This is a genomic window from Deltaproteobacteria bacterium, from assembly GCA_018668695.1.
GTDB lineage: Bacteria > Myxococcota > XYA12-FULL-58-9 > XYA12-FULL-58-9 > JABJBS01 > JABJBS01.
This window is the reverse complement of record JABJBS010000217.1, coordinates 23,811-39,689: the sequence shown is the minus strand read 5'-3', so window position 1 is coordinate 39,689 and position 15,879 is coordinate 23,811. Positions and strand designations below refer to the sequence as shown.

At 48.7% G+C, this 15,879-nt stretch carries 14 protein-coding genes; 3 read left to right on the top strand and 11 right to left on the bottom strand.

Going from position 1 to position 15,879, the window contains the following annotated elements; genetic code table 11:
• The 10 genes from HOK28_11615 to HOK28_11570 form a co-directional block, all read right to left on the bottom strand.
• Positions 1 to 1,093 (bottom strand): GH3 auxin-responsive promoter (locus HOK28_11615; GenBank protein ID MBT6433734.1); only part of this gene is annotated, 1,093 nt, incomplete at its 3' end.
• Positions 1,090 to 1,710 (bottom strand): acyl transferase, encoded by a 621-nt coding sequence (locus HOK28_11610; protein MBT6433733.1) that lies wholly within the window; start codon positions 1,708 to 1,710, stop codon positions 1,090 to 1,092. The genes HOK28_11615 and HOK28_11610, both read right to left, overlap by 4 nt.
• On the bottom strand, positions 1,707 to 2,462 hold the full coding sequence (locus tag HOK28_11605) for a sterol desaturase family protein (GenBank protein MBT6433732.1): 756 nt from the start codon (positions 2,460 to 2,462) through the stop codon (positions 1,707 to 1,709). Before HOK28_11605 ends, HOK28_11610 begins: the two co-directional genes overlap by 4 nt.
• Before the next feature lie 9 nt (positions 2,463 to 2,471).
• Complete coding sequence (locus HOK28_11600; GenBank protein ID MBT6433731.1) at positions 2,472 to 3,494, bottom strand: aromatic ring-hydroxylating dioxygenase subunit alpha; 1,023 nt, start codon at positions 3,492 to 3,494, stop codon at positions 2,472 to 2,474.
• A 17-nt stretch (positions 3,495 to 3,511) separates the two neighbouring features.
• The gene (locus HOK28_11595; GenBank protein ID MBT6433730.1) at positions 3,512 to 3,799 is read right to left on the bottom strand and encodes a (2Fe-2S)-binding protein; all 288 of its coding nucleotides are present in this window, start codon (positions 3,797 to 3,799) and stop codon (positions 3,512 to 3,514) included.
• The gene (locus HOK28_11590) at positions 3,796 to 4,980 is read right to left on the bottom strand and encodes a P-aminobenzoate N-oxygenase AurF (GenBank protein ID MBT6433729.1); all 1,185 of its coding nucleotides are present in this window, start codon (positions 4,978 to 4,980) and stop codon (positions 3,796 to 3,798) included. Before HOK28_11590 ends, HOK28_11595 begins: the two co-directional genes overlap by 4 nt.
• Positions 4,977 to 5,888, bottom strand: a complete 912-nt coding sequence (locus HOK28_11585; GenBank protein MBT6433728.1) for a ferritin-like domain-containing protein — start codon at positions 5,886 to 5,888, stop codon at positions 4,977 to 4,979. The genes HOK28_11590 and HOK28_11585 overlap by 4 nt, the downstream gene beginning before the upstream one ends.
• Positions 5,889 to 5,891: 3 nt before the next feature.
• Positions 5,892 to 6,725 (bottom strand): SDR family NAD(P)-dependent oxidoreductase, encoded by an 834-nt coding sequence (locus HOK28_11580; protein ID MBT6433727.1) that lies wholly within the window; start codon positions 6,723 to 6,725, stop codon positions 5,892 to 5,894.
• Entirely contained in the window at positions 6,722 to 7,504 is a 783-nt protein-coding gene (locus HOK28_11575; protein ID MBT6433726.1) for a hypothetical protein, read from the bottom strand. The genes HOK28_11580 and HOK28_11575 overlap by 4 nt, the downstream gene beginning before the upstream one ends.
• Positions 7,501 to 8,601: an aromatic ring-hydroxylating dioxygenase subunit alpha gene (locus tag HOK28_11570; protein ID MBT6433725.1), complete on the bottom strand. Its 1,101-nt coding sequence runs from the start codon at positions 8,599 to 8,601 to the stop codon at positions 7,501 to 7,503. The genes HOK28_11575 and HOK28_11570 overlap by 4 nt, the downstream gene beginning before the upstream one ends.
• Before the next feature lie 285 nt (positions 8,602 to 8,886).
• Here HOK28_11570 and HOK28_11565 point away from each other — a divergent pair, with 285 nt between their 5' ends.
• The 3 genes from HOK28_11565 to rlmKL all read left to right on the top strand — a co-directional run bounded on the left by HOK28_11565 (position 8,887) and on the right by rlmKL (position 14,573).
• On the top strand, positions 8,887 to 9,879 hold the full coding sequence (locus HOK28_11565) for an NAD-dependent epimerase/dehydratase family protein (protein MBT6433724.1): 993 nt from the start codon (positions 8,887 to 8,889) through the stop codon (positions 9,877 to 9,879).
• Between the two features lie 261 nt (positions 9,880 to 10,140).
• The gene (locus tag HOK28_11560; GenBank protein MBT6433723.1) at positions 10,141 to 12,360 is read left to right on the top strand and encodes a hypothetical protein; all 2,220 of its coding nucleotides are present in this window, start codon (positions 10,141 to 10,143) and stop codon (positions 12,358 to 12,360) included.
• A 44-nt stretch (positions 12,361 to 12,404) separates the two neighbouring features.
• Positions 12,405 to 14,573 (top strand): bifunctional 23S rRNA (guanine(2069)-N(7))-methyltransferase RlmK/23S rRNA (guanine(2445)-N(2))-methyltransferase RlmL, encoded by a 2,169-nt coding sequence (rlmKL, locus tag HOK28_11555; GenBank protein MBT6433722.1) that lies wholly within the window; start codon positions 12,405 to 12,407, stop codon positions 14,571 to 14,573.
• A gap of 52 nt (positions 14,574 to 14,625) precedes the next feature.
• Here rlmKL and HOK28_11550 read toward each other — a convergent pair whose 3' ends face one another.
• Complete coding sequence (locus HOK28_11550; protein MBT6433721.1) at positions 14,626 to 15,693, bottom strand: L-lysine dehydrogenase; 1,068 nt, start codon at positions 15,691 to 15,693, stop codon at positions 14,626 to 14,628.
• Between the last annotated feature and the right edge of the window lie 186 nt (positions 15,694 to 15,879).

Here is a 15,879-nt window from a genome sequence, read left to right as displayed (position 1 = left end):
CCTCACCCTGATCGCCCATACGGTACCGTACCACCCCGCCGCGTTGTGAGACAACAAGACTGTAAGACTCGCCTAACTCTAGCTCGTCTACCGCCAACAAATCTCCCGCCTCATTTTGAAACTCCAAAAAGACCTCGTTCACAAGAGGTACACCGCCCTGCACTCCAATCATGGGGATCGTCATGGGCGCCTCTGTGGCCAATAAGCCTTTTCCCTGAACCAGCGCGTGGGGCATCTTTTCTTGGAGCTTTTCCGCCAGTGGCCTCGCATTCGCATCGGACCAGGCTGAAATAAATTTAAGGTTCGGCCAAATCTTTTGCCAATCAATCGGTTTGTTTTCGAGCGCCGCCCGTCGCTCAGGGCTCATTTTACTTCCCACCGATTCAGCGAGACACACAGCGTTGTCTTCGATGAAGTCTAAAATAACCGTCAGGAAAGAGGGATTCCAAATCGAAACCGACTCAAGGTCCTCACATGACAAGAGCGCTTCACTTAACTTTCGCTTAAACACTTCTGGGTCACGCACTCGTCCAAGACCCACCGGCGAAAGAAAAAAAGGCGACATTAAGTGCCGCCAAATTCCGCCTAAATACTCAGCATCATCATCCATACCAACAGCCACACCGCTTTCGGTGCTTTTCTCTTCGTCGAAAGATGGCGATACCGAAAAGTACAACTTCCCAGAACCAATCCCTGGTCCTCGGGCAACCACATCATAAGCCCAAACAAGGAACATTCTGGTAAAGCTTGTTCGCAGAGCCTTTGTATAAGGTATATATTTTGCTGGGCCTGTACTACCGGAAGTTTTTTCGTAGAAGAGAACCTTGGTTGCAATGAGTGCGCCTGATTCGAACTTCTTTTGCTTCTCAATCCACGGCGCTAAGTCATCATAGTCAACAACGGGGACTTTCTTCCGAAAATCCTCGGTCGTCTCCACGCCCAAATGTTTCCCATAATCTGTTTGTCGAAGTTCAGCGGTAATCGCGGCCAATACATTCGCTTGAGCACCACGGGGATTTTCAAGAGCGCCGCGAAACCGCCGGGCAAAAGGCCAAGCCATCCATCGCAGTACATAAAAGAGCAGCCTTCTCATGAAGACTTCTTCTCAACCACCGTATCCGGATACACATCCACCGTGGCTTTTACCAAAGCTCCTGATTTAACAACGACACCAGGGGCTAAACGGCTGGCCGCGCCAACGAAACCGCCATCTTCAATAACCACTCTTCGCACGTAAAGCTTTAGGCCCTTCTCCTTGCTCGGAGAAATATAGTGACCTGCAATTTTAACGTTATAACCGAATACACAGCCATGTCCGATTTCGAGAAGTCCACGGTCCGCGAGTTCTAAATGAGGAGTGTAGTAGACCGATTTACCCACCTTACTTCCCCAAAGCCTAAGCCAAACAGAGAATACGCCAGGAAAGAGGCGTAAGAATCTCTCGCACGATGGGAAACCTATGAATACGAGCTGAATCATGTGACTTCCGTACCATGGGGAATACGTGCCGATGATAGTTGACTCACCTTCAACAATTGGCGCAACCATTTGATGCAGATGGTAGCAAATCAACGGGAAGATATAGATGGCCAATGGAATCAAGAGCGCGCTCAACCAATTGGGAACCACAATAAAATAACCGCCTGCTCCTAGCACCAAAAGTGCGTGAAGGCCGGGGAAAAAAGTAATGAGTTTACCTGCTAATGTCATTGAAATGGCCACAGTAACCTGGAAACCAGGGAAATATTTGTTTTAACGCCAAGCTCTTGGGGCGCGGTATCCGCCGGGTGCCACGTCCTGTGTAGCTTGTCCCAAAGGTTTAAATTGGCCCCGAAATTAACATCGAAAATATCTTGAGAGTGGTGCCAAGCATGGTCGCGAGGAAGAATAAGAACACTGCCTAATATTTTCTCCACGGGCCCCTTAGGCTGCAACGGCGAATGTCTCCATAAGTCCAAAACGGCGGTAAGAGTAATTGCAGCCACATAGGGGGCGGGATCAGCCAAGAGGTAGACCACTGTGCCGTTGACCCATAGGTAGACAATCAGCAAGCTGCTCCAGACTGTATTGCGAGAGGTCGTCAGCACATCCATTTGTCCCGCAGTGTGATGCACCAAATGCACTGGCCACAGAGGTTTTGTATGAAGGATTCGATGATTCCAATAATATAGATAATCCACACCCACAAAGCACAGTCCAAATGCTAGAACAGGCTGGACTTCTAAGCTACCTGCTGATGTTGGAGCGAATTTGGTTAACCACGTGGCGACCAAAAAAACTTGTAAGAGTGGAATCAGCGCGCCTTGAACCAACAGACTTATTCCATCGAGAATCCAATCGTCTTTTTTGCGCTGAAAAAAGATAGATGCCCCGCCGGACACCGCGGCCGTTGCTATCACAAGGGCCCAAAATGAGATGAAGAGAGCCCACGTACCAGGGTCTATTGTCGTTAAGAGCTCCATCATATGGACCTAAACTAGCATCGTAACCTCGACACACTTCTCAGGAAGTTTGCGAGGGTCTTTACCACGTTCTAGTTCGCGCTGAATGGTCTCAACATAAACGTGAATGGTGTCTGCTGGCGTATTGGCAAATTTTGAACCGTATTTCTTGATGACTTCCATCTGATTGGCCAATGCTTCGATGTCTTGATTGATAATGGCCTGGCCCTGCCAACGCACAATCGGTGCGGCAAGTTTATTCCATATACCATAGTTGTAGGTGAGGTCTGTGTAGACGAGTGTTTCGTCGTCTTCTAACGGAATAGATTGCGAGGTAATAATAAAGTGCCGCTTCGGCCCGAAGATATACTCCACGCAGCTAACATTCGGCATAAAGAATTCATCGGTGTGAACAATCTCTGAGCCATCCGGGTTGAGTAACTTACTGAACCAGCCGAGGTTATCCGTTTCGTTTTTATAGATGGCCTTCACCCAGCCTTCTTTTCGAGTCACTTCGACATCTATTTTTTGGCGACGCTCATTTCGAAAAATTCCGGGATGCACATAAACGGTATGGGGAATATCGATGAAGTTCTCAACACAGTTGGTAACGTTATTCTGGAACCGGTTGATAAGCCGTACTGTATGCCAACCCTCTTCGCCGTAATGACGCATTTTAAACGGTTCATCACAGGCATGCTCGCCGTCTTGCAGGCGAACATAAACGTAGTCGTCCTTTTCCATCGTGGAATATTTTTGAACACGACGACTCTTTGCGCGCTTGAAGTTCTCGCCTTCAGAGGGAACTTCCACGACTTCGCCTTCTTTATCGTACGTCCAGCCATGATAAGGGCACCGCAAACAACCGTTTTCAACACTGCCAAGCGAGAGCTGTGCCGCACGGTGCTTACACCTGTCTTGAACCGCGGCTGGTTTGCCGTCTTCATCCCGAAACACTGCGAGCCATTCACCCATAAGCTTTCGAGCGAGCACGTCGCCCTGCTTTAATTCTCGGCTCTCGGCAACCACATACCAGAAATCACGAAAATCCATTTGCTCCTCCTAGAGCATTATTCTTCCAAAGGACGAATATGTACGGAGCACGTCATATCCACCTGACAAGCCAAGCGTGCCTTCGGGTTATCTTCAGCATATATTTCTAGAATTTCCTGCTCATCTTCACCTGGGGGCGGTAGATCCCCCTCGATTTCAACAATACACGTTCCGCAAATTCCAGTACGACACCCAAAGAGCAATGGAGAGTTCGAGGCATCTAATTCTTCGGATAAGCTCATTCCCTCCGAGACCATCTGCGGCTCGTAGGAAGTATCTTGGAATGTGACTTTATGTTCACTCATGCGTTCATACCTCTAAACCGGGATAGAGCCCTTCGGTTGGTGGAAAGATAACCTTCCAGTGTTGTGTCGCGCATAACCTGCATTTTTCTGTTTCGATCCGAAACGTAATCGAGAGGATCGAGGAACTTCTCGTAAGAGTCTGCTGCGGTTTTAAGCACGTCAAAGGAAGCGGTGTTTCCATCGTTTTCCTCACCAAAGCATCGGTACATCATGTGACGAGCTTCAACATCTTCCATTTTGAAAATATCACTGCGTAATACTTTATAAACTGCCTCGAAAGTCGCTGGCTCATACCAAAACAAACCTTTCACTACGGCGGAAAAATTTCGATGGTCAAATTGACACCCTCGAATACCTTTATTGCCGACCATCCGCTCAAACGCGGTTGGCTTTGGCAGAGAGCCTATTAAATCGTGACCTAAAATACATGAGCTGTTGAAATGGAACGACTCATCCATGAAATGGTAGTAGCTGATTGCCGACGGCAAGGGCGCATTTTCTTGGTCCGGATGCCGTTGATAATAAAGACTCAGCTTTTGCTGAACCATTTTCCCATTGAGCGTTCGCATGCCTCGAACAGTAAAATATTGAGAGGCGATAAAGGCATTGCCCGCCGAGAGTAAGCCGAAGGTTCGCAGTTGCAGCGACTTCCACCAATCCTTTAGCTTATTCGAATCAGGGAAAATCATAGTCTGAGCGTAAGGTCCGCGCATCTCCCAAGAAAATACTCGCTCACCGAACACGGCCTCTTCGAACTGGTCGGATACAGTTTTAAATGCGTTGATGTGCGCCCGCTCCTGAGCCGATTCCAAGTCGAGCATATCGCAAACATCGCGAAACCCTTCTAGAGCATACATTCCGGCGGCACTCGTCTGATTAAAGAAGATTGTGGCAACCTCGGCCGAGATGATTTGCGAATAGTAGGCAACCCAAAACAACTGATTCAAGAGGACCCTTTGCCCTTCGTCTGCCTCAATCCAAAGTGGCGTTGCATAAAGAAGTGAAAATTCCTCAGGGTTCCAATATTCATCTTTACAGTCTTCGTACCTGAAGTCTTTCGCGCATTGGTCCAAAAGCTCAGTATGATCTTGTTTCTTGTTTCGTTTGTGGTTGATAGCGATTTTCTTGGACGTTTTTTTATCCTCGCTTAGCGCAGGAACGGCCGCGGGAAGAGTTCTCATATGCAATCCTCCGCACGCATCGCCTTGAAACTTCCCTTGGATTCCAGATAATCCGCGACATGTGTGAAACCGTCTTCTTGCATTAAGCCCTTAAGAAGGTTCAAGCGCTCCTGGCTTTGTCCTGTACCATCAAGCTCATTGAAAAGTTCGAGCTTTTGGCTTCGTGTCAGTCCGCCTGTTGCCTGCTCCACTGCGCTTAACACCGACTGCGGACCGAGCTGAACCATATAAAGGAAGGTTGTAAGAATCTGATTCACGTAGTCCCGGCTAGCATCAGGCAAACCGCGTTCCCGGCACAAAATCACACCACTGCCGTGATGGCGGGCCTCATCTCGTAGGATGCTTTTTAGAACTTCGGTAAATTCTTCGCTTTGGCACCCTTGGGCCAAAGAGCGGTAGTGAGTCAGGCCCCATCCCTCAAGGACAACCTGAATCACGAAGACCAAACTTTCCCTATCGCCTTCTTGAATCAAGCTTGTCAGTAAGGAGTGAAATTCACTTGGCTCGCAGCTTCGTCCCTGTTCTGGCAAAAACTGCCTTACCTGATGGTAGTGCGTCGTCTCGTCGGCAGCGAAAAGTCCATAGAGCATACGCTCTTCGATTGTGTCGGCCATGATAGACATCTTCGCGGCATAGGCCATTCCACTTTGCTCTATGTAAAGTGCTTCCTCCAAGAGAGCCTGACTTGAGCCACTGATAATGTGGGCGCGTTGCTCTTCACTGGCATTTTTAAAAGCCTTGGTCTTGTCGAGATTGAAATAGTTGGGAAGCCAGAGAGGAACCGGTGCAGGGTCACGCGCACGGTCACCGAGAAGCTTTTTTAGACCAGCTCCCAGCACCGTATGTAAACGACTCTCAGCATCGCTATTTTGCATCTCTAAGATGCTATCGAGGGTTACATCACCCATAGTTCAACTCCGAGTAAACACCTTCTTAAACAGGCGCCCCATCACAAAGAGACGAATGTTCTCCGGAATCAGCCAATTCATCAGGGCGGTCATGAATGCATCAAGACCTGCTCGGTATCGAAGCGCTCTGCTCTCGCCCTTAGCAATACTTAGAATTCGGTTGACTACGGGCGCTGGTGCCTTACCTGTTCCTTCACTAAGTTGATCATGCAACCGATGGTACCCTTGGGTCCAGGTGCGATAATCGCTTACATCACCGGTACCCCATTCAATATTGCTTCCAAAGTTGGTACGAAAACCGCCCGGTTCTACCACATGCACCGACACGCCAAGCTCGGCGAGTTCATGGCGCATAGCCTCCGACCATATGCTTAGACCAGATTTAGATGCGCAATAGACGGACGAGAGCGGAAAGCTCGTAAATGCCATCATGGACGAGACGTTAATCACCCGTCCTTTTTTAAGACGCAGAGCCGGCAGAAAGGCCCTCGTTAAAAGGATCGGAGCCGTTAAATTTACTTCCAATTGATTGCGGATTTGAGCTTCACTGTAGTCTTCAAGGGCGCCAAAAAGCGCAAACCCCGCATTGTTAACCAAGCAATCGATTCCGCCTTCTTGAATATAAGAGGCCATCATGGAGCGGTCTTCTTGTGAGATAACGTCTAAGTTCTTAATCACAAGACTTTTGGGGTAGTCACTTAACTCTTGTTTAAAAAGGTCTTGTCGCTCAGCGGCTCGCCGCATCGTCGCCACAACAGACCACCCATTCTCAAGAAATGGGCGAACCAGCATTCGTCCCACACCAGATGAGCAGCCCGTAATTAGGACCTTCTTCATCCCGCAATCTCAGGAAGATTTTTCGACTTCAATGCGGCACGCTTAAGGAATGGTCGTGCCATCAATTTCCACCATGACTTACAGACATAATACAGCGGCATGGACCAGGTCATGCGTGCAATGCACATGAGTTCAGATCCATCTGCCCAGGTTGGGTTTTGTTTTGCGAAATATGCAATACGGGGGTTCTGAAAAGATGTGCCGGTCGGTACATCAGCAATACCTTCACGTAGCTGCCCAAGCGACTCTTTAAAGTGAATCAGGCCGGTGTCGCCATTGTACGCATCACCAAATAGGCTATTGGCAAAACGGTCCATCAGGGATTGCGCATCCCGAGGCGTTTCTTGCTCATATCGAGGATAGTGCTCACTGAAGTTATTGGCGAGAAGAAGGTAAGTTTTGTAACCCTTGCTGATTAAAATCCAGTAAAATGGAGTGAAAGGCCGCCGGGCTTTCTGTAAAAACAGGTAGCGTAAGAATGCTTTACCTAAAACGCGCTGGCCCCAAAAAGCACGGTCAACAACCGTGTCGCCACTGAAGACCCCAAACGCCTTACTCTTACCAATTTTTATCTCGATATTCTTAAGCGTAGAAAAACCTTTGATGGTTCCCGTCTCTTTGTCCATTAAAAGAATGACGTCATCTTTGTCATCGAGGTCTTTATTGAACCGGTCCCACGCCATGCACTCATAATACTGCTGCATGAGTCCGTACATGGTCTGTCGTTCTGATTCACCAATACTTTTCGCAGAGACTGTTTTTGCAAACATCGCTTTCATGCCTCAGCTCCTTTGCCGTTGAACACCGCATTATTGTCAACATCGCCATCCCACGAGCCCCACGGTACAGTACTCTGCCCCGTTAAGTGCTTCGAGAATGCCAAAATCGGTCGGTCGGCTTTAATCGGTGTTTTGAAATTCCACCGAATTGTTTGAAACACCTGAGTGTCCCCTTTTGCAAAGTAATTGCCAACTACTTTTGTCACCCACAACAACATACGGTTGGCTACCCATCCCAAAACTCCGGAACGTTTTTTCGTTACTAAGAGTGTTTGCCCTTCAGCGGTTCCTCGTGCCGATGGGCGCAGCGCAAAGATGATATGAAAGTGCAACATATCCGGACCAATGGTTACAGAGCCTGTTGAACCATTCCAATAGACCATACGGTAAGTGAGCGGACCTTCATAAAATCGACTCAGAAATCGGTTGATCAGGCTCGTTTTCGGAACAGGCTTGTTATTGTCGAATATTTGGCAATTGTCGTTGTAAGACGAAATATCAAAATGAAGGCCGTCTGCCAGAGACGATGCCATGGGGTGTACGGAGTGAAAATGCTGCTCATCGATAGCATTGACCATCACGATATTCGGATGGCAGCCTTTTTCAAATGCATTCCCAAAAGCAAAATCTTCCTCTTCATCTTTAAGCTCAGGAATATAAGGCACCGGATGCTTGGGAGTTTCGCCCGTATAAATCCAGACCATTCCGTATTTCTCTTCGGCTGGCCATGTGCGAACACCTGCGCGAACAGGATGTTTCTGACAGGGTATATCTACAACCTTACCTTCTTCGCTGAGTTTCCAATGATGAAAAAAGCAGCGTACGCCATTGCCGTCGACTTTACCTTCTGCCAAATGAGCGCCCATGTGAGGGCAGTACGCATCCATAATGCGGACCACACCGTCATCGCCTCGAAACACAACCAGCTCGCGCCCCATCGTGTTGACCGGCTTGATTTTACCCTTTTTGACTTTGTGCGAAGGGATGAGCCAGTACCAGCCTTCGATGATTCGGTCGAAACTGCCAAAAGTTTCACTCTCTTGGAGAGAATTCTTTCGCTTTTCCCGAACACTTTCGATTTGTACCAACGCTGACATACCCACTCCGATCGTTGAGTCTTCTTTCATTGAAAACCCATGTGTTCTTAAATCAGCACATTCTATGCCAGTTCCGAAAATCCAAAATGAACTCATAAACCACTGTTTTATATCGATTTTATGAAACGACAGCTGGCTTGGGCCACCCACCACAATGACTCAGCACCAAAATAATGGCGCACATGGGTCATAAAGTAATGCTACCGCTGAGCCAAATTGATCTAAGTGCCCGGCATCTTTACGAGATAAGCTTTCACTACGTTCGCATCTAAGGGGGCTTAAACGGTGCACGTTTTGATTACAGGAGCCACAGGATTTCTAGGCAGTCACATTGCCCAAGAGCTTGTTGCCAACGGCCATCGGATTCGAGCTCTGGTGCGACCAAGTTCAGATACTCAATACCTCGCAAGCTTAGAGCGAACGCAATGCGTGACCGCTGACCTGCACGATCACAAGAGTATCATGCCTCATCTGGATACCATCGACGCGGTGATTCATGCTGCGGGCGGGGGAAAAGTAAAGCGAACCACCGACTTTTACCACCAGAACACCCACACCACTCAAGAGCTGATTCAATCTATTCGCAAAACGAAACAAGCACCTAAAAGATTCATTCTCATCTCTTCCATCTCGGCCGCAGGACCCTTAAAAAAACCGGTTCCTCGGACCGAAACCGACCTTGCCAATCCAGTGTCTCATTATGGTCGCAGCAAACTTGAAGCGGAGTCGGTGTGTAGAAGCATCGAAAACCAGCTACAACTCACCATCATTCGCCCCCCTGTCGTCTATGGGCCCCGGGATTCCAAGATGCTTAAAGTCTTCCAAGGCATACAAAAAGGATTACTCCTGAAACCGCCTGGAAAGGCCATGAGCATCATCTATGGACCAGATTGCGCCCGTGCAATCCGTCTTTGCCTAGAGGGAAATCAAGCGACTGGCAGTCTTTATTATGTGGATGACGGTGACCAACACACTTGGAAAAATTTTGGTTATGCCATTCGAAGCGCTATCGACGGAGGAGCCAAACGCAAGCGCCTCTTAACTGTAAGGGTTCCTTCCGGCCTGATTTACTGGGGAGGTGCCTTGAACGAGCTGCGTTCACGGGTCACCGGCCGCTCTACCTTAGTGACCCGCGACAAATGGCGTGACGGTAAACAGCCATATTGGATTTGTTCCTCTTCGCGCATTCAAAAAGAACTGGGGTTTCAAGCGAAGACTTCTCTGATTGAGGGAGTTACTGAGACCTTAAACTGGTATCGAAACCAAGGCTGGCTTTAAGATGCATGTTGATAGTCCTTGGTGCCCAAGATCTTTAAGAGTTTTCACGCTCATCCGCGCGTTCGAAAAACCAAAAAGAGTCACCAAATCAGTGCCCTGCGCATTGACCAATGGGATGCCACTGATTAAGCAGGACCCCATCGCGAAGTGTCTCATTATCGACTCTCCCCCGGTTTCGGGCCTCAGGCCAGCGACCCACCGTCTTTGGATGAAGCAACAACCGATTCAAACGCATCGACCTGGTTACTGGAGAATCATACGATGAAACATATGCATAGCGTTTTAAATTTCTGTTCCACCACTTGTCTCGTTTTACTCATTTCGGGTTGTGTGGTGTTCGGTGATGATGAAAACGTGCCTGGAACTTTGAGTGATGCGGCAGATGCGAGTGACGTAATTGACGCAAGTGACGCAGCAGACTCAAGCGACCCTTCAACCATTGACCCTGCATGTTCAGAAGAAACGCCCTGCGCAGATGGATTTTATTGCCTGGACGAAGAATGTGTTCCTCAAGAAACCAATGGAAGCCTATGCTCCGATGAACAAATGTGCGCCAGTGGTTTTTGCGTAGACGGCGTGTGTTGTGAGTCTGCTTGTGACGGTATTTGTTCAGCATGCTCAGCCGCGTTAACTGGCGGTTCTAACGACAACGGAGTTTGTGCAGCCATTCCAGCTGGAGAAGACCCAGCCGATGAATGCGGCGTCCAACAATGCAATGGCGCTTTAGAATGCTTTGACCTTCAAGAAGGCGATGACTGCGGTTTCGACTACGAATGCGGCGGCGAACTGGTTTGTAATTTAGGAGTTTGCGGAGAAAACGTTTGCGGCGACGGTGTGCAGCGAGGTCAGGAAGAGTGTGATGATGGAAACCTAAGTAATAACGACGCATGTCTGACAGACTGTAGAAATGCTTTTTGCGGAGATGGTTTTCAGCGGTTCGAAGAAATCAATAGTAAATTCGATCCGGTTTTTGAACTTTGTGATGATGCAGGAGAGTCTGAATCCTGTGACGATGACTGCACGTTTAGCTTCTGCGGCGATGGCAACACGAACCAATCTGCTGGTGAGAGCTGCGACGCATCAGGCGAAAGTGCCGAATGCGACGTGGACTGTACACCCGCCGAATGTGGTGACTCGCTAACAAATCAAAGCGCCAATGAAGCATGCGATGATGGCAATACTTTAAGCCTGGCATGTAACTACAACGAACAGTCATGTGAAGTGTGTTCACCAGAATGCATATTAGAAGCAGGGACAACCAGTTATTGTGGAGATGGTTGGGTTGATACAGATAATGGGGAACAGTGCGAATTGTCGGGCACCTTCACCACTGAATGCGCCTATGGAGAACAAAGCTGTTCATTATGCAATGAACAATGCCAGTACTTTGAGGGCTCGATCAGTTACTGCGGCGATGGGAATACAGACGCCGGCTACGAAGCTTGTGATGATGGAAACTTAGAGCTTGAGATCTGCGAATATGGACTTGAATCCTGTAGCGTATGCAATCCTAGTTGTGAATGGGTCTCTGGTGAAACCAGCTATTGTGGAGACACATTGATCGACTCTAACCACGAAAACTGTGATGAAGGTGATACAGAGACAGAAGAGTGTGACTATGGCCTGGAGTCATGCCGGGTGTGTAACTCTACCTGCCAGGAGCAAGACGGCATTACCCATTATTGCGGTGATGGCGCCACGGATAACGCGTACGAAACTTGCGACGACGGAAACACACAGCTTGAAGCTTGTGCCTATGGTCTTCAGTCATGCACTGTTTGTAATTCAAATTGCCAAAATCAAAATGGAGTTACCCATTATTGTGGAGACAACACCATCGATGAAGACTATGAAGAGTGCGATGAAGGTTCATACAGCAACGGGGTTACTACAGATTTGTTTCACGGCTGCCCAAATTGCGAGAGCACTGTATGCGAGGGTGACTTTCTAGTTACCAGTGGATCTAATAATGATATCGAAAACTGCAACGTGATCGACGGTAATTTAACAATTCAAGCCTACTATTGGAGCTGCGATTTCTGTGCTGTTGCAAATTATAGCTTTGACCAGATCTACCAGGTGACTGGGTCAGTTACAGTTGTTCCCCAATCTCCAGCAGGGCTGGGATGGGTGGACGGACTAAGCAGACTCAACCTTGATAATTTAAGAGTTATAGGAGAGAGCCTCAGAGTCGAGCGTTATCAGTTCTGCGTCGGCCAAGATTGTACATATCATGAAAATGAGGAATTGCTGGAGGTCTCGATGGAAAGACTTTTGCAGGTAACCAACACCCTGAAGATTGGCTACAATCCTAGTTTGAATAAATTTTGGGTTCCAGACCTTATGCAAGCAGGCACTCTCGATATCACTTACAACCCAAACCTCTGTCTCGTTGAGGAAGTTTTCGGCCAAAACCCTTGGCAAATCTCCTACTCAGACAACCGAACAATTAATAACAACAAAACCACCGGTTGTGACTAAAGTACATTGACGACGGGAGCTTAGGCCGCTATCGGGGCCGCACGATGACGATTCATACTTTTCATGCCACCTCCCAAAGAGATCTGCTTGCTTGGCTTGCAAGCGAACTAGAAGACCTCGGCCTCCAGGGCGTTAAACAAACCGGAGGCTCTGTAACCTTTGAGGGAACCCTCGAAGATGCATACCGGGTCTGCCTATGGTCACGTCTGGCCAATCGGGTGTGGATGCCTCTGGGAACCTTTCCCGCGGCAACCGGCGAAGAGCTCTATGACGCAGCCAAAAACATCAACTGGCTGGACCATATGGACTCTTTTCAAACCATGGCGGTTCACTGCATGGTTCGAAAGTCAAAAATCGACCACAGCCACTTCGCGGCGCTGAAAATCAAAGACGCCATCGTTGACCAGATTCGAGATGAGGCGGGCGAACGCCCCTCGATAGAACTTGAAGAGCCCGATGTATCCATTCACGCAAGCCTCATTTCCGATGAAGTCACATTTGGCATCGACCTCGCGGGCCGCAGCCTCCACCGCCGCGGTTACCGCATCGAAGGAAGCTTTGCTCCTCTTAAAGAAACCTTGGCCGCAGCCATGCTCTGGCGTGCCGAATGGGGAAAGCTTCTTCAAGAAGGACAACTCTTTGATCCCATGTGCGGCTCGGGAACCTTCCTGATTGAAGGCGCACTCATGGCCGGCGACATCGCTCCCAACTTAGGCCGCAAATACTTCGGCTTTATTGGCTGGAAAGGCCACGATGCAAAAGCTTGGCAAGAGCTTCAAGAAGAAGCACTGCGCCGCCGCGACAAAGGCATCGATAAAATCCCAACCATCTTTGGTATCGACTCTGATGGAAGAGCTGTGAATGTTGCCCAGCGTAATATCGAGCGCGCCGGGTTGTCCGGTAAAATTCAAGTATCCCAGCAGCGCTTTCAAGATTTTCGCGGCCTACAAGACAAAGCCGAGACCGGCCTCGTTATCGTCAACCCTCCTTACGGAGAGCGACTGGGCGTCACCGAAGAGCTTGAGCACCTCTACGCAGAACTTGGCCAGCAAATGAAGACCCACTTCACTGGCTGGAACGCATCAATCATTACCAGCAACAAAGAACTCGCCACGCGCCTAGGCCTCAAAGCCCACCGTCGCAATGTTGTAAACAACGGCAAACTCAGGTGCGAGCTTTTGCAATTTAAGATTGATGCCAAGCGCACGCTTCGGGAAACACGGCCCGAAGTGCTGGCAAGAGATACCGAGCAACCGCTGGCTGAAGGTCCGCAGATGCTTGTGAATCGTCTCAACAAAAACCTTAAGCGTCTTAAAAAGTGGGCGAAGAAAAATAAAGTTGAAGCCTATCGCCTCTACGACAAAGATCTGCCTGAATATGCAGCGGCGATTGATATCTATGGAGACAATGTCCACCTCCAAGAATATGCACCTCCCGCAATTATCGATGACCACAAAGCACAAAAACGCCGCATTGAAATGGTACAAGGCACTGGCCGCTTCATGGTTGAAAGCTTAGGGCTTGATCCTGATAACCTCCATGTCAAAACGAGAGAACGTCAGCGCGGCACCAATCAGTACGAGAAAAATGCAGAGCATGGTCAACGTGACCGTATCCTAGAAAATGACCTCACCTTCCTGGTCAACTTTACCGACTATTTGGATACCGGTATTTTCCTAGACCACCGCAACGCACGCGCGATGATTCGCGATATGGCCCAAGGCAAGGATTTCTTAAATCTCTTCGCTTACACCGGCAGTGCAACCGTTTACGCAGCAGCTGGCGGAGCGCGGTCTACCACCACAGTGGATATGTCCAATACCTATTTGGACTGGGGCGAAGACAACCTACGTGTCAACAACCTCCTGGGGCGTCACCACCGCTTTGTACGTGCCGATTGTATCGACTGGCTCTATCAAACCAATGACCTCTATGACCTCATCTTCTTAGATCCACCTACATTCTCCAACTCGAAGAAGATGGACTCCACCTTTGATATTCAAAGAGACCACGTGAATCTTCTGGAACTCACTGCCAACCACCTAAAGCCTGGCGGCACCCTGATTTTCTCAAACAATCGCCGCGGCTTTAAGCTCGACAGCGATGCCCTGCCCAATCTCAACTTCGAAGAGATCACGCACCAGACCAAGCCAGAAGACTTTGCACGCAACAATCACGTGCACCGCGCCTGGAAAATCACACATCAATCATAATAGGGAAATCGTTGCCCGGGCGAGAACCGCCCGAGCTTATCGATAGAAGAACTTAAACGGTGTAGAGTGCGCCGTTTTGTGTTTCGAGAAACTTATCAAACGGAATATCTTCCTGCTTCAAGAAACCTTGTGATGGCAAAGTACCGTTCTTAACCATTTCTACCACTGCGCATACCGATGCTGCAGTTGTCCAAGAAATCGCTCGCCATACTTTATCACCCACTTCGATTGGGTAATACGCTTCAACAAATTCGTCACGGCAAAGCTCGTCGTCTTTCCAGCCTTCAACAGCTGCATGCACATAGACCACATCGTCATTTACCGGAGGCTTGGCATTGACCAAAATCTGGCCCGATGCTTCACGGTCATTTTTCATGTGAAGTTCTTGGAAGAAAAAGCGCATGAGGTCGCAGTGACCTGGGTAACGCATGGTCTTGTAGTTTAGCTCGTCTACTTTACCTTCGTAAGTTTCGCACATGGTTCCAAGTCCACCAGATGTGGTGAAAGCTTCAAGGTGCAAACCATTGATGAAGATTGTTTCGTTATCTTCCATCGCAGGGACAGCCATAATCTTGCCGTCTTTAATCACTTCGCAGTCATTAAGGTATTCGTTAACAACACCCGCTGGAGACCAGTTAAACGCATACCCCAAAAGACCCGTTGGGTTTTGTGGCAGTGCACCTACGCGAAGGTTGATTGCGCGAATCTTGGTGAATGCTTTCGTGAGGTGTGAACCAACGATACCGATAAAGCCTGGAGCCAACCCGCACTGCGGCGCCATCAAGCCCTTAGAGGTTTCACTAAGCTCAAGAATTGCCTTGGTCGTTGGAACATCTTCGGTAAGGTCGAAATAGTGAATACCGGCTGCATGAGCTGCATGCGCCACATTGATATTCAAATCATAGGGTAAGCAAGAAACAACGGCGTCGACTTCTTTTAAAGACGCTCCCAAAGATTCCGGATTTTTTACATCGCCTTTGATAACACTGAAGGCAAGTCCCTGAGGTTCCGCGGCGTCCATACCGGTTACTTGAAAACCCGTCTCGTGAAGTAAGGTGCCAACTAGGCTGCCTACTTTGCCCATGCCAATAACCAGAACTTTTTCGATAGTCGCCGCCATATTTCTCTCCTATGAAAACTTCGTAAATACCACGTGTAAGTGGAAAGCGGGCCCTCCTTACAACGGCAAATCCTTGCCAACAACCCCATTCGTCAAAATTTCGCCTCATCGTGCAGCGCGTCAGATCTCTAATGATTCCAGCTATCTGACTGTAATTAGGGTGTATAGGTTGCAATATTCTCGAAA